25 protein-coding genes are annotated in these 23994 nt (G+C 41.2%); 8 read left to right on the forward strand and 17 right to left on the reverse strand.

Features of this window, described 5'->3' with window-relative positions; genetic code table 11:
• Window positions 1-27 precede the first annotated feature (27 nt).
• From rlmD to cysM, 3 genes are read right to left on the reverse strand one after another with little or no spacing between them, the layout of a single operon-like run.
• A complete protein-coding gene (rlmD, locus tag MMP72_RS13630) occupies window positions 28-1419 on the reverse strand; it encodes a 23S rRNA (uracil(1939)-C(5))-methyltransferase RlmD (RefSeq protein ID WP_241318124.1) in 1392 nt (463 codons plus the stop codon).
• Window positions 1420-1428: 9 nt separating this feature from the next.
• A complete protein-coding gene (locus tag MMP72_RS13635) occupies window positions 1429-2250 on the reverse strand; it encodes a 3'-5' exonuclease (protein ID WP_241318126.1) in 822 nt (273 codons plus the stop codon).
• Between the two features lie 17 nt (window positions 2251-2267).
• Window positions 2268-3203 carry a cysteine synthase CysM gene (gene cysM / locus MMP72_RS13640; protein WP_241318128.1) on the reverse strand — a complete coding sequence of 312 codons (936 nt, stop codon included), beginning with the start codon at window positions 3201-3203 and terminating at the stop codon, window positions 2268-2270.
• Window positions 3204-3350: 147 nt separating this feature from the next.
• On the opposite strand from cysM, the gene MMP72_RS13645 reads away from it, so the two are divergent.
• The 6 genes from MMP72_RS13645 (at window position 3351) to MMP72_RS13670 (ending at window position 10437) form a co-directional block, all read left to right on the forward strand.
• Window positions 3351-6161 carry an ATP-binding protein gene (locus tag MMP72_RS13645; RefSeq protein ID WP_241318131.1) on the forward strand — a complete coding sequence of 937 codons (2811 nt, stop codon included), beginning with the start codon at window positions 3351-3353 and terminating at the stop codon, window positions 6159-6161.
• Window positions 6162-6238: 77 nt separating this feature from the next.
• On the forward strand, window positions 6239-7027 hold the full coding sequence (locus tag MMP72_RS13650; protein ID WP_241318132.1) for a crotonase/enoyl-CoA hydratase family protein: 789 nt from the start codon (window positions 6239-6241) through the stop codon (window positions 7025-7027).
• A gap of 221 nt (window positions 7028-7248) precedes the next feature.
• Window positions 7249-8115, forward strand: coding sequence for an NAD(P)-dependent oxidoreductase (locus MMP72_RS13655; protein ID WP_241318134.1), 867 nt, complete (start codon window positions 7249-7251; stop codon window positions 8113-8115).
• 22 nt (window positions 8116-8137) lie between these two features.
• Window positions 8138-8932 carry a TIM barrel protein gene (locus MMP72_RS13660; RefSeq protein WP_241318137.1) on the forward strand — a complete coding sequence of 265 codons (795 nt, stop codon included), beginning with the start codon at window positions 8138-8140 and terminating at the stop codon, window positions 8930-8932.
• 81 nt (window positions 8933-9013) lie between these two features.
• A complete protein-coding gene (gene rsfS, locus MMP72_RS13665; RefSeq protein ID WP_004672480.1) occupies window positions 9014-9412 on the forward strand; it encodes a ribosome silencing factor in 399 nt (132 codons plus the stop codon).
• Window positions 9413-9615: 203 nt separating this feature from the next.
• The gene (locus MMP72_RS13670; RefSeq protein WP_241318139.1) at window positions 9616-10437 is read left to right on the forward strand and encodes an SDR family NAD(P)-dependent oxidoreductase; all 822 of its coding nucleotides are present in this window, start codon (window positions 9616-9618) and stop codon (window positions 10435-10437) included.
• A gap of 62 nt (window positions 10438-10499) precedes the next feature.
• Here MMP72_RS13670 and MMP72_RS13675 read toward each other — a convergent pair whose 3' ends face one another.
• From MMP72_RS13675 to soxR, 4 genes are all read right to left on the reverse strand, one after another.
• Window positions 10500-11966, reverse strand: a complete 1467-nt coding sequence (locus tag MMP72_RS13675; RefSeq protein WP_241318141.1) for an NAD(P)(+) transhydrogenase (Re/Si-specific) subunit beta — start codon at window positions 11964-11966, stop codon at window positions 10500-10502.
• Window positions 11966-12292 carry a proton-translocating transhydrogenase family protein gene (locus MMP72_RS13680; protein WP_241318143.1) on the reverse strand — a complete coding sequence of 109 codons (327 nt, stop codon included), beginning with the start codon at window positions 12290-12292 and terminating at the stop codon, window positions 11966-11968. Before MMP72_RS13680 ends, MMP72_RS13675 begins: the two co-directional genes overlap by 1 nt.
• Before the next feature lie 11 nt (window positions 12293-12303).
• Window positions 12304-13431, reverse strand: a complete 1128-nt coding sequence (locus tag MMP72_RS13685; protein ID WP_241318145.1) for a Re/Si-specific NAD(P)(+) transhydrogenase subunit alpha — start codon at window positions 13429-13431, stop codon at window positions 12304-12306.
• Window positions 13432-14133: 702 nt separating this feature from the next.
• On the reverse strand, window positions 14134-14619 hold the full coding sequence (soxR, locus tag MMP72_RS13690) for a redox-sensitive transcriptional activator SoxR (RefSeq protein WP_241318147.1): 486 nt from the start codon (window positions 14617-14619) through the stop codon (window positions 14134-14136).
• A 72-nt stretch (window positions 14620-14691) separates the two neighbouring features.
• Here soxR and MMP72_RS13695 point away from each other — a divergent pair, with 72 nt between their 5' ends.
• Together MMP72_RS13695 and MMP72_RS13700 are read left to right on the forward strand one after the other, a co-directional pair.
• Window positions 14692-15111, forward strand: coding sequence for a Rid family hydrolase (locus MMP72_RS13695; RefSeq protein ID WP_241318148.1), 420 nt, complete (start codon window positions 14692-14694; stop codon window positions 15109-15111).
• Window positions 15112-15130: 19 nt separating this feature from the next.
• Window positions 15131-16318, forward strand: a complete 1188-nt coding sequence (locus MMP72_RS13700) for an MFS transporter (protein ID WP_241318150.1) — start codon at window positions 15131-15133, stop codon at window positions 16316-16318.
• 52 nt (window positions 16319-16370) lie between these two features.
• Here MMP72_RS13700 and thpD read toward each other — a convergent pair whose 3' ends face one another.
• From thpD to MMP72_RS13750, 10 genes are all read right to left on the reverse strand, one after another.
• Window positions 16371-17276, reverse strand: coding sequence for an ectoine hydroxylase (gene thpD / locus MMP72_RS13705; protein ID WP_347005579.1), 906 nt, complete (start codon window positions 17274-17276; stop codon window positions 16371-16373).
• A gap of 2 nt (window positions 17277-17278) precedes the next feature.
• A complete protein-coding gene (locus MMP72_RS13710; RefSeq protein ID WP_241318152.1) occupies window positions 17279-17692 on the reverse strand; it encodes an ectoine synthase in 414 nt (137 codons plus the stop codon).
• On the reverse strand, window positions 17689-19008 hold the full coding sequence (ectB, locus tag MMP72_RS13715) for a diaminobutyrate--2-oxoglutarate transaminase (RefSeq protein ID WP_241318155.1): 1320 nt from the start codon (window positions 19006-19008) through the stop codon (window positions 17689-17691). Before ectB ends, MMP72_RS13710 begins: the two co-directional genes overlap by 4 nt.
• A gap of 47 nt (window positions 19009-19055) precedes the next feature.
• Entirely contained in the window at window positions 19056-19631 is a 576-nt protein-coding gene (gene ectA, locus MMP72_RS13720) for a diaminobutyrate acetyltransferase (protein WP_241318156.1), read from the reverse strand.
• A 127-nt stretch (window positions 19632-19758) separates the two neighbouring features.
• Window positions 19759-20193, reverse strand: coding sequence for a MarR family transcriptional regulator (locus tag MMP72_RS13725; protein WP_130162835.1), 435 nt, complete (start codon window positions 20191-20193; stop codon window positions 19759-19761).
• A gap of 547 nt (window positions 20194-20740) precedes the next feature.
• Window positions 20741-20956 carry a hypothetical protein gene (locus MMP72_RS13730; protein ID WP_241318158.1) on the reverse strand — a complete coding sequence of 72 codons (216 nt, stop codon included), beginning with the start codon at window positions 20954-20956 and terminating at the stop codon, window positions 20741-20743.
• A 47-nt stretch (window positions 20957-21003) separates the two neighbouring features.
• Window positions 21004-21597, reverse strand: a complete 594-nt coding sequence (locus MMP72_RS13735) for a LysE family transporter (protein ID WP_241318160.1) — start codon at window positions 21595-21597, stop codon at window positions 21004-21006.
• Window positions 21598-22120: 523 nt separating this feature from the next.
• Window positions 22121-23161 carry an ACR3 family arsenite efflux transporter gene (arsB, locus tag MMP72_RS13740; RefSeq protein WP_241318162.1) on the reverse strand — a complete coding sequence of 347 codons (1041 nt, stop codon included), beginning with the start codon at window positions 23159-23161 and terminating at the stop codon, window positions 22121-22123.
• 11 nt (window positions 23162-23172) lie between these two features.
• Window positions 23173-23646, reverse strand: coding sequence for an arsenate reductase ArsC (locus MMP72_RS13745; RefSeq protein WP_241318164.1), 474 nt, complete (start codon window positions 23644-23646; stop codon window positions 23173-23175).
• A gap of 6 nt (window positions 23647-23652) precedes the next feature.
• Complete coding sequence (locus tag MMP72_RS13750; RefSeq protein ID WP_241318166.1) at window positions 23653-23973, reverse strand: metalloregulator ArsR/SmtB family transcription factor; 321 nt, start codon at window positions 23971-23973, stop codon at window positions 23653-23655.
• Between the last annotated feature and the right edge of the window lie 21 nt (window positions 23974-23994).

Below are 23994 nucleotides of genomic sequence, written 5' to 3' on the forward strand. Positions count from 1 at the left end.
ATAACTCATTTTCTAATCGTTTATCTCTTAGATTTTATCAAACTCATTTTTTTCAAATAAGGCAATAGATTCAACATGTTCAGTATGGGTAAACATATCCATCACTGCAGCTTTCCTGAGCCGATAACCATATTGTGCCAATACACCCGCATCCCTTGCCAGTGTTGAAGGATTACATGAAACATAAACGATTCTTTTTGCTCCAAACTTCGGTACATATTGCATTACCTCAAGTGCACCCGATCTAGGAGGATCAATCAATAATGCATCAAATCCTTGTTTTGCCCAAGAATGATGCGAAAAATCTTTTGTTAAATCTTGTGAAAAGAACACGGCATGAGGCAGCTCGTTTGCTTTTGCATTCTCCGTCGCCCGCTGTACCATTTCATCACTTGCTTCAACACCCACCACTTGACCTGTCTCACCCACACAACGTGCTAGAGGGAGGGAAAAGTTACCTAATCCACAAAATAGATCAAGCACCCTTTCTCCTTGCTGTAATTCTAGCAATTCACATGCCAATTGAACCATTTTAGCATTTATAGCGCCATTTACTTGTGTAAAATCCAACGGTGAAAATGCAAAATTGACATCAAAGTCTTCTAAACGGTAATGCAAGCGCATTGGTGCTCGCGGATCATCCACTCGATGTACACTGTCCGCACCTTTGGGTTGCAAGTACAACTGCCATTGTTTATCTAACGCGAATTGACGTAATTGGTTGACATCCGACACATTTAATTCATCTAAGTGACGAATTAACAATGCCACGTCCTGATCCCCCATAGCCAACTCGATATGACCAATCTGTGCTTTAGCACTTAAGTTCTCGAGTAGCTTTCTCAACTCAGGTAATGTTGCGGATAAGGTTTGTTCCAGTACGTTACACTGCTGAATGGCCGTTAAGTGATTACTGTGATGCTCCCGAAAGCCCATCACTAAGCGGTCTTGCTTTGCGATATAACGAACACCAATCCTAGCACGACGTCGATAATCCGTTTTCACCGAGCGGATTGGATCTAGCCACTGTTCGGGTTGTAAGCCCGCAAAATGCTGTAGATGAGACTGCAATACGTTTTGCTTCAGGCGAATCTGCTCATCAGGATGAATATGTTGTAAGCTACAGCCACCACACACCCCATAATGAGGGCAAATCGGCTCAATTCTCTGCTCAGCAGCCTCGCTCTCAAGCGTCAGCATTTCAGCTTCTTCTAAGCGGGTGGTCTGATGGGTAATCCTTGCCTGAACAGTTTCACCGACTAAAGCATTCCGAATAAAAACTTTTTTACCCTGCTTTTCTTTAGGATGATCTGCATGCGTTCCATAATGCGCAATCCCTCGCCCCTCATGCGAAAAAGCTTCGACTTGAAAAGTATAAATGGGATTTTGGGCTGGACGATGTTTCGCTTTCTGTTTCAAAAGATGAACCTAATTTTTTGGCGCAAAAGTATCTGCGGTGAATACAGTATATTGCGATGTTCGCTGCCATACCTGTAAAAAATCTGATTGTTGCGTTTGTGTTTGTAAATATTCAACCGTTGATTGGATCAACTGACCATGATCCTGTTGATTAAGCTGACCTTTTAACAGTAGCCAACGTAAATAAACCAACCAAGTATTTAAAACGTCACCTTCACAATAACTGGTCAATTTTAACCATTGCTCAGTACGGACATACTCAGGCACATGATAGCCAGATTCACCACGCTTTCCTGGAAAGCCGAGCAGACAGGCAATATCATCCAATTTTTGAAAATTACGACCATTAAACATGGCCATCACATCCATCAAATCAACATGGCGATGATGGTAGCGGTTTTGATAATTATTAAAACGTTTCTGCTGATCAATTTCGCCTTGATCAAATAAACTCGGTGCCACAAGTCCATGATACATAGAACGAAATAAGATCACAGGCAGATCAAACTGTGAGCCATTCCAACTGACCAAAGTCGGCTGTTTCTTATCAAAAATAGACAAAAACTTAGTCAACATTTCTGCTTCTGAATTTTGTTCTCGACTAAATGAAAACAGTCGAAAACCCTTTTCATCAATCCACAAACCAGAAATACAGGCAATTTCATGTAAAGGTAAACGCTGAAAATCCACGCCTGACTCTTGACGGCGAATCTTGGTCAGTGCCTGTTCCACATCAGCGTCTGGTAAATCAAGGTGATGAAGATGAGCACCAGCTTTTAAATCGGTCAGTGTTTCAATATCAAAAACTAAAGTCGGAAAACGTAAGCTCATCATTCAATACAATTCAGTTAGGCTTGGTCTTCATCTTGCACTGAAAACAACCCCGTCGACAAGTAACGATCGCCTCGGTCGCAGATAATACAAACAATCACTGCATCTGGCGTTTGTTCTGCAATCTTAATCGAAGCCCAAACAGCGCCACCAGAAGATGTCCCTGCACTAATCCCTTCCTTACGTGCCAATTTACGCATGGTTTTTTCTGCTTCAATCTGTGGAATATCCATAATACGATCCACACGACTCGCATCATAAATCGTTGGTAAGTATTCTTGTGGCCAACGGCGAATCCCAGCAATGCTTGAGCCATCTGCAGGTTGCAAACCAACAATTTGAATCTCAGGGTTTTGTTCTTTTAGATATTTCGACACGCCCATAATCGTGCCTGTGGTCCCCATTGAACTCACAAAATGAGTGATCTTTCCACCGGTCTGCTGCCAGATCTCAGGACCTGTCGTCAGATAATGTGCTTCTGAATTATCAGGATTACCAAACTGATTGAGTACCAAGCCCTTGCCTTCGGCTTGCATTTGTAATGCCAAGTCACGCGCGCCTTCCATGCCTTGTTGCTGCGTCACTTCAATTAACTCAGCACCATATGCCAACATAGCATCTTTACGCTCTTGGCTCATATTGTTCGGCATGATCAGCTTCATTTTATAGCCACGCATGGCTGCGACCATTGCGAGAGCAATGCCCGTGTTGCCGCTGGTTGCTTCAATAAGCGTGTCGCCTGGTTGAATCTGACCACGCTTTTCCGCTTGGATAATCATATTGTATGCAGGACGATCTTTGACAGAACCAGCAGGGTTATTCCCTTCTAATTTTGCTAATACCGTGGCCTGAGTATGACTTGCTAACCGCTGCAAACGCACTAAAGGGGTTTTACCGACATAGTCATCCAGTAAAAATTCATCTGCTAAAAAATCAGTTTGCGTATTCGTCATGATCGACACCGATATCAAGGTGGCGCTATTGTATGAAAAAAACAGAGAGACTGCACCTTTTCGCGCTGCTTTTTATTGGCAGCTCAATGCTCACCCCCATACAAAGCATGCTAAGATATTTTGCAGAACGATAAATCTGCCGCGACTATGTCAAACTTCAACAAAGCCATTTCCAAACGTTTACGGCTCAATCATGCTTATGGGCAACTGATTGCTCTTATTTTTGTTCCGATCGCGATTTTGACGGGTGTAGGAATTATCTGGGTTTTATCAGAAACAACCAATGCCGCCAAACAACAACAAAACGCTGAAGCTTCTGCCATTTTGGCGCGTTACCATCAAAGCTCAAATGAGTTATTTCATCTCATACAAGAGCATCCTGATCAATACGACCGCGCTCAAAACCTGATGCAGAAGATGTTTGATGAAAAAAACCTACAACGCGCAGTACTGATTGACAATAAAGGACAAACTTATTTAACCGTTGGCTACCAAAACAATCGCTTCTGGCCAAACTTCCCCAAAAACGGTCATTTTTTTGGCCCTATTCCGCATAATAACAATAATATTTACGGTGTAAGACTTGATACCATCAATCCCAATTCAGTGTGGTTAATGATTGAGTTGAACAACCACTCACTCGAACTCGCACGCTATAAGATTTTACTCTCACTGGTTGCCACAGGACTCCTAACCCTATTAATTTTATTATTTTGTTTAAATGTTTTTTCTCGGCGTTGGCTCGCACCTTTATACGAGATTCGCATGCAAATGCAACGTCTCAATGCCGATACATTGGATCAGCATATTGTGGTCAACAGCACAGGGGAACTACGTTTATTACAGCGAGATATCGCCAATGTGGTGAAGCGCTTACACTTCAGTTTCTTAGAATTAAAAGAACATACCGAACAAACTGAAGAAGACTTACGCCGCACACTCGACACCTTAGAAGTCCAAAACATTACCTATCGTCAGGCACGCGACCAAGCGATTTCTTCGAATCAATCAAAATCAGTCTTTCTCGCCAATATTAGCCATGAGTTAAGAACACCATTAAATAGTATTGATGGCTTTATTCATTTGTTGTTACGTCAGCAAAACCTGAGTAATGAGCAAAACCTTTATTTACAAACCATTCGAAAATCTTCAGCCCACCTTCTAGCACTGATCAATGATGTTCTTGATTTTTCTAAAATTGATGCTGGTAAGTTAGAACTTGAAACCGCGCCCTTTGATCTTGAGGAAGCCATTTTTGATGTCATGGATATGCTGTCGCCATTGGCCGCACAAAAGCATATCAATATGGCATTTTATTATGCTGATAACATCCCACAACATGTGGTGGGTGATGCATTACGCTTTAAACAGATCCTCACCAACCTCATTTCCAATGCGATTAAATTTACACCTGATGGTGAAATCATCGTTCGCGTGCGCATGGAAGATGATGAGATTGGACAATGTTTATTACATTTTAGCGTTCAAGACAGTGGGATTGGCTTAAGCGGTACAGATCGCAAGCGATTATTTGAATCCTTCTCGCAAGGCGATGCCTCAGTTACACGTCAATTTGGCGGTACGGGGCTGGGCTTAGCCATCTCCAAACAACTGGTGCATTTGATGCGAGGGCAAATCGGGTTTGAAGACAACCAAGAACGTGCACCAACAGAAAAAGGCTCAACCTTCTGGTTTACCGCTTCATTTAAAGTTGATGAGCAAGATGCAATAATCGAACACCCACGCTTTGAGCATTTACAAGTGGTGTCTTATCTTGCACACCCTGCAACAGCTAGCGTACTCCGTTTATATCTTGAAAATTATCATGTTAATCATATAGAGACACAGTCAATTTTAGATTTATTTAGTCGACTCAATCACCTCAATCAACAAGAAAATACTTGGCTCATCGTCGATCACAGTGGCGATACCGAAGCGTTACTCAAAGAAATTCGTCAACGTTATCATGGCAATCTTGCTGTTTACGGCTATCAGATGAGCCTTGATCCAAACATGCTGAATGAGTATCGTGCTCGCCCAATCTACCAACCCCTAAGCCGTCGTGAGCTTATTCAACTGTTAGGCAATCAACCTATTTTTGAACAAGAAGCAGAGGATTTTAATGGTCAAGGCTTACATATCCTAGCTGTGGATGACCATTTACCGAACTTAATCGTATTGGAAGCACTGTTAGGTGAGCTTAATGTCACCACCACCAAAGCACTGAGTGGACAGAAAGCCATTGATATTATTCAAGAGCGTATAGAGCAAAAATCTCCACCCTTCGATCTGGTATTTATGGATATTCAAATGCCTGTTATGTCAGGTATTGATACCACACGTGCGATTCGCTCATTAGAATCAACTTTAGATTCAGGCATGCAACTGCCGATCATTGCCCTGACGGCACATGCATTGGCGGATGAAAAACAAAAACTCCTCAAAGTCGGTATGAACGACTATGTCACCAAACCGATTCAAATGGAGCAAATCATTCAGATACTGACCCAGTGGACCAAGAATAACTTTAGCTCTCAACCCGTAAATAATGAAACGAAACGTCCTGTCGAATCGATTGATCCACAAATTCTAAATTGGCAACAAAGCATTCAACTGGCTGCCAATAAAGAAGATTTAGCCCAAGACTTATTGCGGATGCTAGTCGACAGTTTTGATACCGAACTCACTGAAATGCAACAACTGATTGAGGTTGAAGACTTCCCGCAACTTGAACATGTGCTACATCGCCTTTATGGCGCAACACGCTATGTCGGCACCCCAACCTTACAACGTGTTGCAGGTGAATTTGAACAATTTGTTTCGACGCTGCGTAAAGAGCGTCGCAAAGCAGATGAAGGCTTTACGCGAGAAACCAATCATCGTTTTAATGAGCTCAACTTTGCCATTGAACAAGTCAGACAATCAGCAAATTTAATCTTAAATTTGAATGACAGCTAAGGTGACTGTTGTGTCATGTTTCATCTTAAAAACTCATGCTATGCTGCCGATCATCAAACACAATAAGAGTATGACAAATGGCCGTTTTACGCGTTGAAAAGAACAATGGCATTGCAACGGTTTACCTCAACCGTCCAGATAAACGTAATGCAATGAGTTTTGCATTGTTAAAGGAACTTGTCGCAACCGCCAAAAAAATTGAAAAAGATCGCTCTATCCGTTGTGTCATTTTAACGGGTGAAGCGCAGGTGTTTAGTGCAGGCATTGACTTATCTGACCTAAACAATCCTAAAAACACCGTATTTGCAGCATGGGAACTGATTAAGCCAGGACAAAGTCTCTTTCAAAAAGCGTTTTTAATTTGGCAAAATTTACCGATTCCAGTCATCGCTGCAATTGAAGGCTATTGCTTTGGGGCCGGTATGCAACTTGCGCTCGCTGCTGACATTCGCATTGCCACACCAGATACTCAAATGTCGATTATGGAAAGCCGTTGGGGACTCGTGCCTGATATGGGCTTAACGCGCTCTTTAAAAGGTTTAATTGGGGTGGATTTAGCCAAAGAACTGACCCTAACCGCCCGTATTTTTGATGCTCAATATGCCAAAGAAATCGGCTTGGTCACTCATTTAGACGTAGATCCTTTAGCAAAAGCAAATCACATTGCTCAAGAAATGCTACAACGCTCACCTGATGCAGTCATGGCGGCTAAACGTGTATTAGATGCGATGCAACATCAACCAGAAAAAGCCTTACGTTTAGAAAAGCTGTGGCAACTTAAACTTCTTTTAGGTAAAAACAGCGCCCTTGCACGCAAGAAAGATAAAAATCCTGAAGTTGAGTTTTTACCACGTCAGTATAAGTAAACTGAATTCAACATCAAATCTATCTCTGCGCCATCATCAACTATCGCGGGGCGACATGGATGTCGCCGTTGAGCTGTGGCATCAAGGAAGTGCCATCAGCTCAACAAAGGATTTTTGCCTACTTTTCATCCTTGAAAAGTAGGTCGCCGAAGGCATATCCTGAAATAAGATGAGCACTTGGCAGACTCCGCTACGTACAAAAAACAATACAGGCAATAAACATGAAACTTGGTCAAAGAACACCTATCGCATTCTTAGGCATGGGGTTAATGGGCACCCGCATGGCAGCCCGACTCCTTCAAGCAGGCTACACAGTTGCCGTGTGGAACCGTAGTCCACATGCTTGTGAACCGCTGATTCAGCAAGGTGCAGTCGCGTTAACACTCGATAAAATTGCAGACTATCCAGTGATTTTGACCTGCTTAGCAGATGACAAAGCGATTCAAAGTGTTTTCACCCAAATCCAAACTCACCTACAACCACAACAAATTATCGTTGATTTCTCGAGCTTATCGGTAGCAACAACCCAAGCACTGGCTCAATCTGCTCAACAACAACAAGTCACATGGATTGATTCCCCTGTCTCTGGTGGAACAATAGGCGCTGAACAAGGCACACTGGTGATCTTTGCAGGTGGAGATGCCAAGACAATCGAACAACTCAATCCGATCTATCAAGTCCTATCTCAACGCGTAACACGTATGGGTGACTCAGGAACAGGGCAAGCGACAAAGATTTGCAATCAACTGATCGTTGCAGCCAATAGCACCTTGATTGCTGAAGCTGTTGCTCTTGCTGATCAAGCAGGTGTAGATACCACATTACTTGCACCTGCGCTTGCAGACGGTTTTGCTGATTCTAAACCTTTACAAATACTTGCTCCTCGTATGGCAACGCACACCTTTGAACCTGTGCAGTGGAAAGTCCAAACCCTCTCCAAAGATTTAAACAATGCCTTACAACTCGCACAAAGCTTTAACCTAGAGATACCTGTTGCACAAAAAGCCCTACTACAGTTACAAGCACACCAACAAAATGGCTTTGCTGAGAATGATTTAGCTACTATCATTCAACATATAGAACAATAATTAATGCGTCATGGAGGTTAATATGAGCCATCTTGCAGTCAATTTATCAATGATTTTTACTGAAGTGCCATTGATCGAACGTTTTGCTTTGGCACATGCACATGGTTTTCAGCATGTAGAAATTCAATTCCCCTATGAATTAGAAATTTTTGATATCCAAACCCAACTTGACCAATACAATCTTTCTTTGTGTCTCATTAATGCACCTGCGGGAGATCTGATGCAAGGTGGTAATGGCTTGGCAGGTGTTCCCGGATTAGAAACGACATTTTATCAAGCACTGGAACTTGCTATCAGTTATGCCAATGCATTAAATGTTCCTCGTATTAACATCCTCGCAGGCAAACAACCCTTAGATGCCGATTTACTTCCTTGTTTAAATACACTGGCAAGCAATCTTAAACTCGCGTGTCACATGCTCACAGAACATGATATCGAGCCTGTTTTTGAAATGATCAATGGCACAGATATGCCCCGTTTTTTAATACAAAATATTGCTCAAGCCCAAGAAATGCTTGAGGCGGTGAATCATCCTGCGCTTAAAATGCAATATGATTGCTATCACATGGCGATGATGGGTGAAGATGTTTTGGCGGGTTTACAAGAGAATCTTCATCATATTGGGCATATACAATTTGCGGATTGTCCGAGTCGCCATGAGCCTGATACTGGAAATATTCCTTATAAACAAATCTTTGACTGGTTGTTACAAAGTGATTATCAAGGTTTAATTGCCGCAGAATACAGACCAGAAACACATTCAGATCAATCATTTGCATGGAAAAATAAATATTTTTCCAATGATGTGAACACATAATCTGTTACGGCTAAAATTTGAATTTTTTTGTTAAAAACGGTATATTTGACGATGAGTAATTGTCAGGAAAATATACACCCCATGAATTTAGAACCATCGCCCAGCGCTTCTAATTCTCACGACCTAAAAATCAAAACTTCAAGCACCGATGTACAGGCTTGTTTAAAAGTCGTACATGAAGCCCTTACTGATGTAAAAGCCAAAGATATTTTAGAACTTGATGTCAGTTCTATTAGCAATGTTGCTGATGCAATTGTGATTGCCAGCGGCACTTCAACCCGTCATGTAAAAGCCCTTGCGGATAATGTTGCTGATGAAGCACGTAAAGCAGGTTTTCGCCCAATCGGTGTCGAAGGTGAACGAGACGCTGAATGGATCTTAATTGACCTAGGTTTCGTCGTTGTACATGTCATGTTACCTACTGCTCGTAAATTCTATGACCTTGAAAGTTTATGGCGCGCCCCTGAGTCTGTCGCATAAATTTTAGAAGTCAAAAAAACCTGTCATTTTTATGGCAGGTTTTTTTTATTTGGTCTTAACCATTACCAATTATTTTAATGTCTGTATCAAATTAGACCCAATACATCTTTTTTAAAATCTGACATGCCAAATTGTCAAATCTAACGTATTATAAAAACGCTTTAACACTCAATCTATAAAAAGCCATAACTGGAGTAAACAAAGTGAAGATTCTCATTACTGGTGCAAATACGGGTATTGGTTTTTCCACCGCTGAACAATTAGTTAAGCAAGGACAGCATGTTATCTTGGCTTGTCGCAACCCAGAAAAAGCCCAAGTTGCACAAGACAAACTCCGTGCACTGGATCAAGGACAAGTTGATGTCGTCGCACTTGATTTAAACGACCTCGATTCAACCACTCAAGCAGCAGATGAAATTGCCAATCGCTTTGGCAGTTTAGATGTTTTAATTAACAATGCTGGATTATTTTCAAAGACCAAGCAATTCACACAAAATGGTTTTGAGCAGCAATTTGGTGTGAATTACCTCGGTCATTTCCTGCTGACGCACAAACTTATTCCAGTTTTACAGCAAGCACCCAAAGCTCGAATTATCCATCTCGCCTCCATTGCACACTGGGCTGGATCAATTAAGCCCAACAAATTTCGTGCAGAAGGTTTCTACAACCCTCTGTTTTATTATGGCCAATCTAAACTCGCAAACTTACTATTCAGTAATGCATTAGCTGAACAGATGGCAAGCAGTACCATCACCAACAATGCCCTACACCCAGGTGGTGTCGCTTCTGAAATTTATCGTGATTTACCAAAACCTGTTTATGAAGTGATGAAAATTGGCTTAGTGCCGACCTCTGTTCCAGCCAAACTCATTACTCAAATGGCGATTGGCGATGAATGGGAAAACCGCAATGGAGAATATGTGAGTGCACATATGCCCGACTGGAAATCTTCTCATGCTAAAAACCAGCAACTTGCACGTGATCTTTATGCACAATCAATGGGCCTTATAGAAAAGTATCTTTAATCAAACAAATAGCAATAAAAAAGCCACCCGAAGGTGGCTTTTACAATCCTACCAGGGTCAGATTAGTGACCACCACCATTGATTGCTTTCGTCATATCTTCAACCACTTTCTTCGCATCACCAAAAACCATCATGGTTTTTTCATTGTAGAACAAGTCATTATCTAGACCAGCATAACCTGTTGCCATAGAACGCTTGATCACCATGATTGTACGTGCTTTATGCGCCTCAAGAATCGGCATACCATAAATCGGTGAAGTCGGATCATCTTTCGCCGCAGGGTTAACCACGTCGTTTGCACCAATAACAAGAACAACGTCAGTTGCAGGGAAGTCTGAGTTAATCTCATCCATCTCTAAGATGTCTTCATACGCAACATCTGCTTCAGCTAACAATACGTTCATATGACCAGGCATACGACCAGCAACTGGGTGAATCGCAAAACGAACTTTTACACCTTGTTCTTTTAAGATTTCACACAACTCTTTAACCGCATTCTGCGCACGACCTTGCGCCATACCATAACCCGGTACGATCACAACGCTATCCGCATTTGACATCAAGAAACCAGCATCATCAGCAGAACCAGAACGATAGTTACGTTGTACTTGCTCACCCTTATCAACCGCAACTGCTGCGCCACCCATTGCACCACCAAATAAGACATTGATGATAGAACGGTTCATCGCCTTACACATGATGTAAGAAAGAATCGCACCAGAAGAACCAACCAGTGAACCCGCAACGATCAACATATTGTTTTCAAGTGTGAAACCAATACCTGCTGCTGCCCAACCAGAGAATGAGTTCAGTAACGATACCACAACTGGCATATCACCACCGCCGACTGGCGCAATCCACATCCAACCAAATGCCAAAGCAAATGCAGTCATGATGTAAAATGCAGTCAAGCTATCTGTTGCAAAGTACACGCCACCAAACACCAGCATCGCAATGAACAATGCTGCTTGTAATGGTTTTACCCATGCACCTGAAATAGTTTTTGCCCATTTCTTTGCTGCAAGTTTGCCGTAAGCAAATACAGATGCTGTAAAGGTAATTGCACCAATAAAGCAACCCACGAACAATTCAAAACGATAGGTACTGCTAAACCCAGTAAATGCAGTGTACCCTTCAGCCAACATCGCTTCATTGACAGAAGTCAACTGTGCTGCATCAAACTGACCGAAATGAGCCGCTTTTAATACGGTCGCAATCGCAATCAATACTGCCGCCAAACCCACTAATGAGTGCATCAATGCAACCATTTCAGGCATTTGCGTCATTGGAACTGCGCGCGCTTTGGTAATACCAATCACTGCCCCAGCAACCATTGCTAGACCAATCATCCAAACCACTGGCCCATCAGCAACAAAGAACGTGGTTGCTACAGCGATTGCCATTGCAATCATACCGTAGCGACTACCCGCAATCGCTGTCTTAGGACCTGACAAACCACGTAATGTTAAGATAAAGAGGATCGCACCAACAAGGTAGAACCAATCCGCATAGTCTCGAATAAATTCCATCACACGCCCTCTTTTTTCTTTTGCTTCGGTTTGAACATTTCAAGCATACGCGCTGTTACAGCGAAACCACCAAAAATGTTAATACTTGCAAGGAACACAGCAATTGCACCTAAAATGCTAATCGGGTTGATCGTTTGGAAATGAACAGACCCTTCAACACCAATAAATGGCAAACCAACTGTTTGGATCATTGCCCCAACAACAATAATTGAAGACAATGCGTTCGTTACAGCCATGAGTGGTGTATGTAACGCAGGCGTTACCCCCCAAACAACGTAATAACCTACGAAGATGGCAAGGACGAAAATTGTAATCGTTTCAACCATGAGAACTCTCCTTAACCACGCTTGAGCAGTACTTGACCGCCATGTGTCACGAGTAACGCTTTGTGGATTTCATCTTCTTGATTGATCGCAAAGGCTTTGTCTTTGTCAAACAATGTTTCAAGGAAGTTAAATACGTTACGTGCATACAATGCAGATGCTTCAGTTGCAACTGTGCCTGGAATATTTGGGATACCCAAAATTTTCACACCATTCTCAGTCGTTACTGTTTCGCCTTCTTTAGAACCTTCAACGTTACCACCCGTTTCAACTGCCATATCTAAAATGACAGAACCCGGTTTCATTTTGGCAACAGTTTCAGCTTTGATTAAACGCGGTGCATTACGACCAGGAAGCAATGCGGTTGTGATCACGATATCTGCATTTGATACCGCTTTATCCACAATCGCAGCTTGATCTTTGATGTATTGCTCACCCGGCATCCAGCCATAACCATTCTTGGCAGCATCAGCAGCTTTTTGCTTTTCTTCATCAGACATCGGTACGTCTAACCATTTACCACCTAAAGACTCAACTTGCTCTTTAGCGGTTGGACGTAAATCAGTTGCTTCAACAATGGCACCCAAACGTTTTGCAGTCGCGATAGCTTGAAGACCTGCTACACCAACCCCCATAATCACAACACGTGCAGGTTTTACAGTACCCGCAGCAGTCATTAACATCGGGAACATACGTTGATATTCAGCCGCAGCTAACAATACAGATTTATAACCTGCCAAGTTTGCTTGAGAAGAAAGTACATCCATGTTTTGTGCACGTGAAAGTGTACGTGGAAGTAATTCTAAAGCGAAAGCAGACACTTGCTGAGTAGCAAATTGATCTAACTCTGGATTGCGGTAAGGGTCAAACATTGCGACTACAGTTGTATTCGCCGCAAGTTTTTGAATTTCGCCACCACTCGGGGCACGAACTTTCAAAATAATTTGGCTACCTGTATATGCATCATCCGTAATGGCTGCACCAACTTGTTCATAAGCACTGTCAATGTACGCTGCTTTAACACCAGCACCACGTTCAATAACAACGCTATGACCTGCGTTAATCAACTTCTTCACTGTCTCTGGTGTTGCAGCAACACGACTTTCACCGACGACAGTTTCGGTTGGGATTCCGATCTGCATGAGCGTTCCTCAAGCTAGTTTTTCTTAAGTAAACATCGCGAATCGCAATGTTTCCCCCAGGAGTATTCTTTGTAGAGACTTAGGATTTTAATGGAACTTTTTTAAAATTCCACCCAATATTTATTTAATAAATACCTATATTTTGAACTGATGATTCATATTAATGTTTAAAACTTGTATGATTGGTATGTTTGATTTTTATAATACAAACCTACTTTTCTATACGCATTAAAGATGATATGACATTCTCATCCACATACATCGGTCCATTTCTATACTTTGTATTACATGAGTGATTGAATAGCAAAGCGATATCTATTGAAATAAATCTACATCACAGTCTTCGTCATAGATAAACCTAGTTCAAATGCGTTACATATCAATGGCACTCAAGTTAGGCTTCTACAGATTTAACTGCTTGAATCGGCATCATAAGCATGCGATGAGTTTGGGGGATTGGCTTATTTAAACTTTTATTGTTTTTTTCGGCTACTTTTATCAATCCAAGGACTCAGATGAATTTACTACAATGGACTGAATCAAGACTTCAATCCATTCAGAGCAGAGATGGTGCTTAAATAATAAACACAATTAAAAAAGAAATGTAAAAACGCAGTTTGGCATTTTCTCAAATGATATTTGTTTATTTTTTAGCAGTAAAATTCGATATTTTGCACAAAATTGGTGCGGCTATTAAACAAACTAGCGTAGCTCATCATTTTTTTGACTGAGTAAAAATAAAATTTCCTGAAAATGAGCACCCATCGCCTCTTTTGCCAGACAGTCATCAGGATTTCTTAAAGGACATTGCTCCAAAGACAAGCAGCCACACCCAATACATTGATCCAATTGTTGCCGTAATTGCAATAACATCATAATTTGCTGATCAAGTTGCCCCTGCCATTGCTGTGACATGATTTGCCAATCTTTTTTAGTCGCGATTTGTTGCTTCGGCAAAGTACTGAAGGTGTCCTTAATTTGTTGAAGGCTAATTCCAACTTGTTGCGCTGCTTTAATAATCGCGATTCGTCTTAACATAGCACGTTGATAACGGCGCTGATTGCCCGTCGTTCGAGTACCCCAAATTAATTCTTTTTCTTCATAAAAACGAATCGTGGGAACACTGACCCCGCTACGTTTTGCAAGCTCACCAATCGTGAGCCACGTCTGTGATGCTTCTTGTTCCAAAATATGCTTGACCTCTAGTTAACTTGAGCTTTGATACTAACATAACTCAGTTTTCCGAACGGTGTTTTCGCAATGAATAAAAGCAATACACAAGCATTTAAAATGCTCAATCCTGATGCGTTGTATGACCCAAGTGTCAATGGATACAGCCATGTTGCCGTTGTACAGCCCCATATGCGTATCATTCACATTGCAGGTCAAGGCGGTGAAAATAAAGAGGGTGAACTTTCACAAGATTTTGACCAACAGGTACAACAAGTCTTTTATAATATCCAACATGCTTTAACTTCAGCCCAAGCTCGACTCCAAGATATTGCTGTTCTACGCATTCTCGTTGTCGATCACGATGCTGAGAAACTTCAAAAATTGACTCACATCATGCAGAGTTTGTGGAAAAATCATGTTTTCCCCGTGTGTACGCTTATCCCTGTACCCTGTTTAGCATTACAAGACATGCAAATCGAAATTGAAGCAACAGCATATACCGCATAGACCTGTTATAGAGAGAATTATGTCTGCCCCCCAAGATATTAGTCAAAATAAAGCCCTACTCTGGTTTATGGCTGTGGCATGTGGTTTGTGTGCAGGTGCAAACTATTATAGTCAACCGTTGATTCATTCGATTCAACAATACTTTTCTGTGACGGAAGGTCAAGCAGCCCTCACCGTCACTTTTGCGCAGATTTCTTATGCCTTAGGCTTACTCTTTATTGTGCCTATGGGGGATGTGGTCAATAAAACCAAGTTCATTCCACTGTTGATGTGCTTGTGTGCAGTCGGCTTATTTATTAGTGCTTTTTCGGTGAATTTGCCGATGTTATGGCTTGGAACAGTGCTAGCAGGTTTATTCTCGGTTGCTGCACAAATCCTTATTCCACTCGCAACGATGACGGTACAACCTGAAAAAACAGGCGAAGTGGTTGGCTTTCTGATGAGTGGATTACTCGTCGGGATTCTCCTGTCGACCAGTTTGGCAGGGTTATTTTCCAACTTATTTCACTGGAAAATGATTTATGCAGTCAGTGGTGTATTGATGCTGATTTTGGCTTATGCCTTAAAAAGTCGCTTACCGTATGTGATGCGGATGAAAATGAATTATGGGCAAGTGTTTGCCTCCATGGCACAACTCCTGAAACAAGAAAAACGACTCTTATTACGTGCGCTTTCAGGTGGATTTGCTTTTGCTGCTGTCAGTATTTTGTTTTCTACCATTGCCTTACTTTTGGCTTCGGCACATCACCTGTCTGATCTGTTGATTGGTATGGTTGGATTGGTCGGTATCTTTGGTGCGCTCTCGACACAATATATAGGTAAATATGCAGATCGAGGCTATACCCAACAATTGACATGGATGGGCTGCGGTTTATTTATCGTGAGTTGGGTCTGCTTCTATTATGGTCAGACTTATTTATTCAGTTATATTCTTGGCTTCGCACTGATCCAATTGGCTTTAGCGCTTGTTCATACCAGCAATCAAAGCATTATTTTCCGTTTACGTCCTGATGCCAAATCACGGATCAATGCGATCTATATGACCACCTATTTTATTGGCGGTGCCTGTGGTTCTGCATTAGGAATTTTCTCATGGAATCATGGGGGTTGGAGCATGACCTGTTTGGTTGGTCTAAGTTTAGTTCTGGCATGTATGTTCTTTAGTTTCTTGGACAAGCTGGTTTCATCCAAAACCATTTCACCCTAAACGAAAAATGCCAAGAAGAATCATCTTCTTGGCATTTATATAAGGATAGCGTTTAAAGTCTTAAGTTATTCGCTTCGATCGCAACAATATCCTCTCGCGCCGCAACAAATTCTGGCCGAGGTTTAAGCCCACCTATTGGCTGCTGTAATTGATTGTCGATACTATTATAAACAAAGAAAATATTACTGCGTGGGAATGGAGTGATATTACTGTTTGAACCATGCATCAAATTGCAGTCAAAGAACACCACACTACCCGCAAAACCTGTACACGAGTGTATCCCGCCCATATCGGCTAGATAACGTAATAGGCTACCATCGGGCACGCCATATTCTTGCTTTTTCAGCGACTTTTTATAGTGTTCATCAGGTGTCTCGCCCTGACAAGAAATATAGTGCTGATGCGAACCAGGAATCACCAAAAGTGGCCCATTATGCTCATCATTATCCGTCAATAAAATTGAGCAGCTTAAAGCACGCATTCTCGGCATGCCGTCTTCACTGTGCCAAGTCTCAAAGTCAGAATGCCAAAAAAATTCTTTGCCATGTAAGCCGGGTTTATAATTAATCCGCGACTGATGAATATAGACATCACTTCCCAGCAATGATCGAGCAATGTTTAACACTCGCTCATCGGAGACTAGATTTTTAAATACATCATTCAAACGATGTACGTTAAAAATCGAACGTACTTCTTGGCTTTCACGCTCAATAATTGCTTCAGGGCGTTGCTGTACAGCAAAGTCTTGGCGCATTTGATGCAACTCGCTCAGTAGATGCTGCACTTCTTCAGGACTAAACAGTTGATCAATTTGCAAAAAGCCATTTTTTGTATAATCCTGTTTTTGCTGTTCTGTTGCGCCTTGAACGACGTCTTGTTGATAAACCACAGGATCTGCGCGTGAAATGATTGCAGCCGCATCACTTCTTCGAGTCAGGTAAGGGTTACTCATTTGCACGGTTACGCTTCCTCCTCAGTCTGCTTGATCATCTGTTCTGGCGTTGCATAAACGCCATCCTTGTCATGAACCTCATTACCCACCAAAGCAGGATTGAAGGTACACACCAAAACCAAATCGGTTTTAGCACGCAAGTAATGATTGTCATGCTGGTCCAAGGCATACAGCGTTCCCGGGGTAATTTTATAAACTTCCCCAGACGGAATAAGCTCAATTTCGCCCTCACCTTTGACACAATACACAGCTTCTAAATGGTTCTTATACCAAATATGCGTCTCTGTCCCTGCAAAAATAGTGGTTTCATGCATCGAGAAGCCCATACCGTCTTCGCGTAATAATAAACGGCGACTTGCCCACGTTTCCGTTTGCACATCACGATCAGTATTTAGAATATCCTGTAATTGGCGTACGATCATGAAACCACTCCTTGTACTTTAACTGTCAGTTTTGTTTTCGCTTGTGATAAATGGGCTTGCGTATAGACCTGAACCACATGTTCAATCGCCTGTGTTAACAACGCAATCCCTTGCTCTAGGATCTCAGGTTCAATCGTCAATGGCGGTAGTAATTTCACCACCTCACCACGACTCCCCGAAGTTTCAATCACCAAACCAAGTTGGAACGCTTGTGTTGTTACTTCATCTGCCCAGTCTGGATTTTTAAATGCGATACCTTGCATCAAGCCACGACCACGATGGGTGAGTTCTGCTGCTGGAAATTTCTTTACGATCTCTTGTAATCGAAGGCTCACCAACTCAGACTTCTGCACCAATTCTGTTTGGAAGCTTTGATCCGCCCAAAAGTGCTGAATCGCTTTAGTCGCTGTGACAAAAGCTAAATTATTGCCACGGAATGTGCCATTGTGCTGGCTCGGACGCCAGATATCTAATTCTGGCTTAAAGAGAACCAAAGACATTGGCAAACCAAAGCCTGACAAAGATTTAGACAGCGTCACGATATCTGGTGTGATCTCCGCTTTTTCAAAACTAAAGAAATGACCTGAACGGCCACAACCTGCTTGAATATCATCGACAATCAATAAAATTTTATGCTGTTTACACAAGGCAGAAAGTCGCTTCAGCCAATCAATACTGGCTGAATTTAAGCCGCCTTCGCCTTGTACACACTCAACAATGATTGCGGCTGGCAGATCAATCCCACTGCTGCGATCGGTTAAAAGCTTATTCAGCATCGCAATGGTATCGACATCTTGACCAAAATAGCCCGCATAAGCCGCATGATGGACATTGCCCAGAGCGACACCCGCAGCTTCACGAAACTTCTGATTTCCTGTTAATGCCAAGGCGCCTAAGCTCACCCCATGAAAACCATTGGTAAATGCAATAATATTGTGACGCTTGGTGACATTACGAGCCAACTTAATTGCCGCTTCTACAGCATTGGTTCCTGTTGGCCCCGTAAACTGCAACTTATAATTTAAAGTACGCGGCTTTAAAACATATTGCTCAAATGTCTCTATAAAAGCCTTTTTTGCAGAAGTTGCCATATCCAAGCCATGCACAATGCCGTCTTGCATCAAATAATCAATTGCAGCCTGTTTCAGCACAGGATGATTGTGCCCATAATTCAATGTGCCCGCACCCGCGAGAAAATCAATATAAGATTTATCATTCTCATCCACTAGAACTGCATTTTTTGCAGTTTTGAATATAGTCGGAAAAGAATGGATATAACCTCGAACTTCAGACTCCAATCGACTGAAAATATTCATGAATAACTCCAAATTAATTTAAAAGGAATAAATGTCTTAAATACGGCTCAATCCCAATCCCAAAGACCAATTGTGTATAAGTCTTCTGGCTCATGCTGGGTGTCGAATTGTTCGGGCTGTAAGGGTTGCAAGGCTTGCTTTGATAAAAAGGGGCTGACTTTACAATCAACATCAAAACGAGATGCAAAACTACGGAAAAGATTTTGAGAGGCTTTATTGCTTGGAGAAATTGTTGTTTTTAGACGTTTTAATTGGCGGGATTCTAAGCATTGTTGTTTTACGTTATCAAGGAGCAAGGAACCAATCCCATTTCCTTGTTCACTGGGCGAGACCGCAATTTGCCAAAGGAAGTAAGTATCAGGCTCTTCTGGGCAAATATAACCCGTAACAACACCTGAGATGTCCCCTTTATGATTATAAGCCACAAAGCAAGTATCAGTGTGATGCTCAGCAAGTAGAGCATAAGCATAGAGTGAGTTGAGATCCAAAGATGGACAGGACTGAATCAAAGCGTGTACTTCACGTACATCTTTAGGTTTAAAATTACGAACGCTGCATTGATTCAGCTGATGAATAATTGATTGTTTAGTCAAGCGAATTGACTGTCTTGATAAAGCTTCCACGCTATCTCCTTTTGTATTTCCATACTCGGCATACTCAAGTTATAAGTGTGGTATCAGGATAGTATCTACGCATGTCATTGAATAACAATCACATTGATAATCTGTATTGCCCTATTTTCAACTGGATTTAATTTGGAACTTTTGCCTCAAGTAACTGGGCAAACCGCTCTAATGAAACAATAAGATGTTGTCTCTCATCATTGGTCAAAGCTTGTAAAGCCAGTGAAAAACCTTCAGGTAACGCAGACGGTGATTGATCTAATAATTGTTCGCCTTTAGACGTCAGGCTGACACGTACATGTCGACGGTCTTGCATATCCCTCATACGCAAGACCAAGCCTTTTTCCTCTAGACGATCAATGATTCCAACAACGGTACTTGGACTCACAAAAATTGCTTTGCCAATCGCAGACATACTGCATGGGCCAATTTTTGCAATGGTCATCAGTGCAACGAGTTGCGGTGTTGTGATTTGGTGAAGCTGAGACAACCGTTTGGAGTATAACTCCACACATTGCTCAATCCGCCGAACACTTTGTAAAACACGAACAGCATCATCCATCTCAATCACGCACAAAAAAAGCTAAACACACTATTGTAGTACGTTGTACATGATGTTGTCTGTATTTTAATAAAACATCACCGCGCTATTTCTTTGCGCATCACCTTGACGCCAAGTACATTTATTTCCCGATACCTTGAGTAGAAATCATTATAGGTAGTGAATATTTTTTCTTCAAATCAATTGATATGAAATAGTTTGAATAAGAATGATTTTATTGCGAATCATTTTTTTAAATCATTAAAAATCATAGCATTATAATTTATGTAATTTTGTGTAATTTATGGAAATTGTATAAAGATAAAATAATGAATAAAAAATAAGCATTCGGAACTCACACCATAGTTGTTTTTTTAACCAAACCTTTTTATTTGAGCAACGCCTAAAATGGCTGAGATTCTATATAAAAATTCAGCGGGTCGTAATCATTGCTAAAGGGTGATATTGAGCTTTTTTATTTTTATACTCAGCTATGCCTTCCATCTCTCAATCATAAAGACGCAAAAGCCATGAGACCGCTTCAAATGAAGCGATCTCAGTACCCACATTACGCGGAGTCTACTTCTATGAATCTGTAGATACGCCCATTTTTGGGATTCTCATAGAGTAACTCCATGTTTGGCAGGAGGATCTCACCTTCAATCTCAATATGCTCTATTCGTTTGAATAAAGGCGTTTCTGAATCATTTACCTTTCTAATTAAGGCAACCGCCACATTTTCAACTTCAAATTGGTCCTTCACTTTGATTTTTATATTGTTCACTAGATAACTCCCATTGTAAATTTGAAAAACACACAGCCAAGATCAAGCTAGAATGATGTAATTGCCGAAAAAGCCAATGGCATAGCAAAAAAAGCTAAAATGTAAGCAGCTGTGCGTTGTAAATTACGTTGATTCAACCAAGAGATTTTATTGGAAATTAACATTGTTCCAAAAGCGATCCATAAAAATGCGATTGGTGTAATCAGCGATAGAAAAAGCCCCATATGGATAAAATATTGCTGTGGCACGAGCCAAGCCGTTTGAGGAAAAATAGCTGAAGCAAATAATATAGCTTTAGGGTTTAGTAATGTTGCTACAAATAATGCTTTAGACGTAATAAGCGGTTGGTTTAGGTCAATCTCTTTGGTTGAGGTTATCCATAACTTCACTGCTAAATAAATAATAAAAGCGGCACTAAACAATTTTAATAAAGGCGGTAGCCAAGAAACAAAATGGGAAACTGATTCTAATAAAAAGCCCCATGCTGTGATCGCTATAAGATAACCGAAAACCTCCGATGGAATTAATTTAAGTGAACGTTTAATACCAATTTGGACTCCAGATGAAGCCAATAAAGTATTCGTTGGGCCTGGTGTAAATAAGATCGTAATGATCAAACCAATAAATAAAAAGGACACCATAGGCAGACACCTTTGCTAGATTATGCACGCGGAATATGACAAATAGAAACAAGAGTTGTCGACTAATAGGTTGTAACCAAAAATGTAGAGTTTTAAATTTTACTTTATAAAACAAAAATTTAAACAACATAAAATTTAATCTGAAATTTAATTCAGCAACATAGATATAGTGATCAAAATCACATATTGAGCATTTAATAAGATTTATGTTAGATGAAAATTCATACAACATATTGATTGTTTTATAGAAATTTTGAGTGCTTAAGCAATGCTATTTTCCTTCTCCTTCTGCATTAAACTTGAACTCATTCTGGGTTCAACACCGTGTTTTGGGTACAAAGATTCAAGCGACTCAAATCCGTAACATTTTACAGATGTGTGCGATATAAGTTACCTACAAAGCAAGGCGAATCTTATGCTATATACCAGTCAATTTTTCTGATTGAGCATGAGTAAAGTTCGCCTGCACTTTTTCTAAACTTAGCCAATGAGAGGATTCATCGCTATATTAAAGTCACCTCTATTACATTGCGCTAAAATACTTTTTCCTTAGCCACAAAGATACACTCACCAATGCGATCAGCACAGGTACCTCAACCAATGGACCAATCACCGTGGTAAATGCCACAGGTGATGCCAAGCCAAATGTGGCAATGGCAACCGCAAGTGCGAGTTCAAAATTATTCCCAGCAGCAGTAAAAGAGATCGCAGTGGTTTTAGGATAATCATTCCCCATCCACTTACTCATAAAGAAACTGATAAAGAACATCACCACAAAATAAATCGTCAACGGAATCGCGATACGGATGACATCGAAAGGTAAGCTCACCACATCACTGCCTTTTAGGCTAAACATCGCCACAATCGTAAACAGTAATGCCAGCAAACTTAACGGACTAATCTTAGGCAAAAACCTATTTTGATACCAATCCAAACCTCTTGATTTGACTAAGATCAAACGTGTTAAGAAACCCAATAAAAATGGAATACCTAAATAAACCAAGACAGCATGGGTAATGGTCCAGAAATCGACATCAATCACTTGTCCTGCCACACCGAAATACGGCGGTAAGAAAGTCAGGAATAACCAAGCGTAGCTACTAAAGAACAGAATCTGGAAGATACTATTAAATGCAACCAGTGCAGCAACGTACTGGTTGTCACCACAGGCCAAACCATTCCAAACCAAAACCATCGCAATACAACGCGCTAATCCGATCAGGATAAGACCCGTCATATATTCTGGATAGTTATGCAGAAAAATAATGGCCAATGCAAACATCAACACAGGTGCGATCAACCAGTTTTGTACTAAAGATAAAGTCAGCGTTTTCTTATCTTTAAAAACCTCTGGCAAAGCAGCGTAATCGACTTTTGCCAATGGCGGATACATCATCAAAATTAACCCAATCGCAATCGGGATATTGACGGAATCGACACTCATTTGCTCCAAAGTGACAGAGACCTGCGGGAAAAATACACCTATCGCCACCCCAAACCCCATTGCCAAAAAAATCCATAGGGTGAGGTTACGATCTAAAAAGGACAATCCTGATTTAGCCATCTTCTATCCAATTAATTGATATGTGCGATTTGATTGATTGAGGCAATTATTTCTGGACGAGTCATCTGGGCAATATCTAGGGTAAACAAAGCGTCAAGACGACGATTGATATGATCCACTGTCTCTTGGAATGCCTTTAATTTTTCTTCCTTCGGCAGTTCTAAATGCGAGGGATCGGACAAGCCCCAATGTGCTTTGATTGCCCCTCCAAGATAAAGCGGACAAGCTTCTTGTGCAGCAGAATCACAAACGGTAATCACCACATCAACGTGGTACTGTTCACAATCATCTATGCTTTTACTCCACAAACCATCAATTGAAAGACCTGATTTTTGCAAAGTTTCAATGGTCAATAGATGAACCTGACCTGATGGCTGACTGCCCGCACTATATGCCACCCAACCTTCAGGTGCACGGCTGTTAAACAGCACTTCTGATAAAATACTGCGACAACTATTTCCAGTGCATAAAAAAAGAAATTTCATGATGTTTTACTCACAGTAGCTCTGTGTGGGTAGAGTGGCTAATATTGCAATATTGTCCATTTGCTGTGTGGCCACGATATTTAAAATGTCATGGCACCATTCAGGTAACTGCGGATTAATGCTGTAATAGACCCATTGGCTTTGTCGTCTGTCTTGCAGCAACCCAGATGAACGCAATAAAGCCAAATGTCTTGAAATCTTGGGCTGGCTGAGTTGCAATTTTTCCGTCAGATCACAAACACACAACTCTTTATGCTCCACCACTAAAGTGACAATATTAAGGCGGGTTTCATCTGATAAGCATTTAAAGAAATTGACTTGATCCATATTCATATCCTATTTATTTGA

It is taken from the genome of Acinetobacter sp. NIPH 2699, from assembly GCF_022549355.1.
Lineage (GTDB): Bacteria > Pseudomonadota > Gammaproteobacteria > Pseudomonadales > Moraxellaceae > Acinetobacter.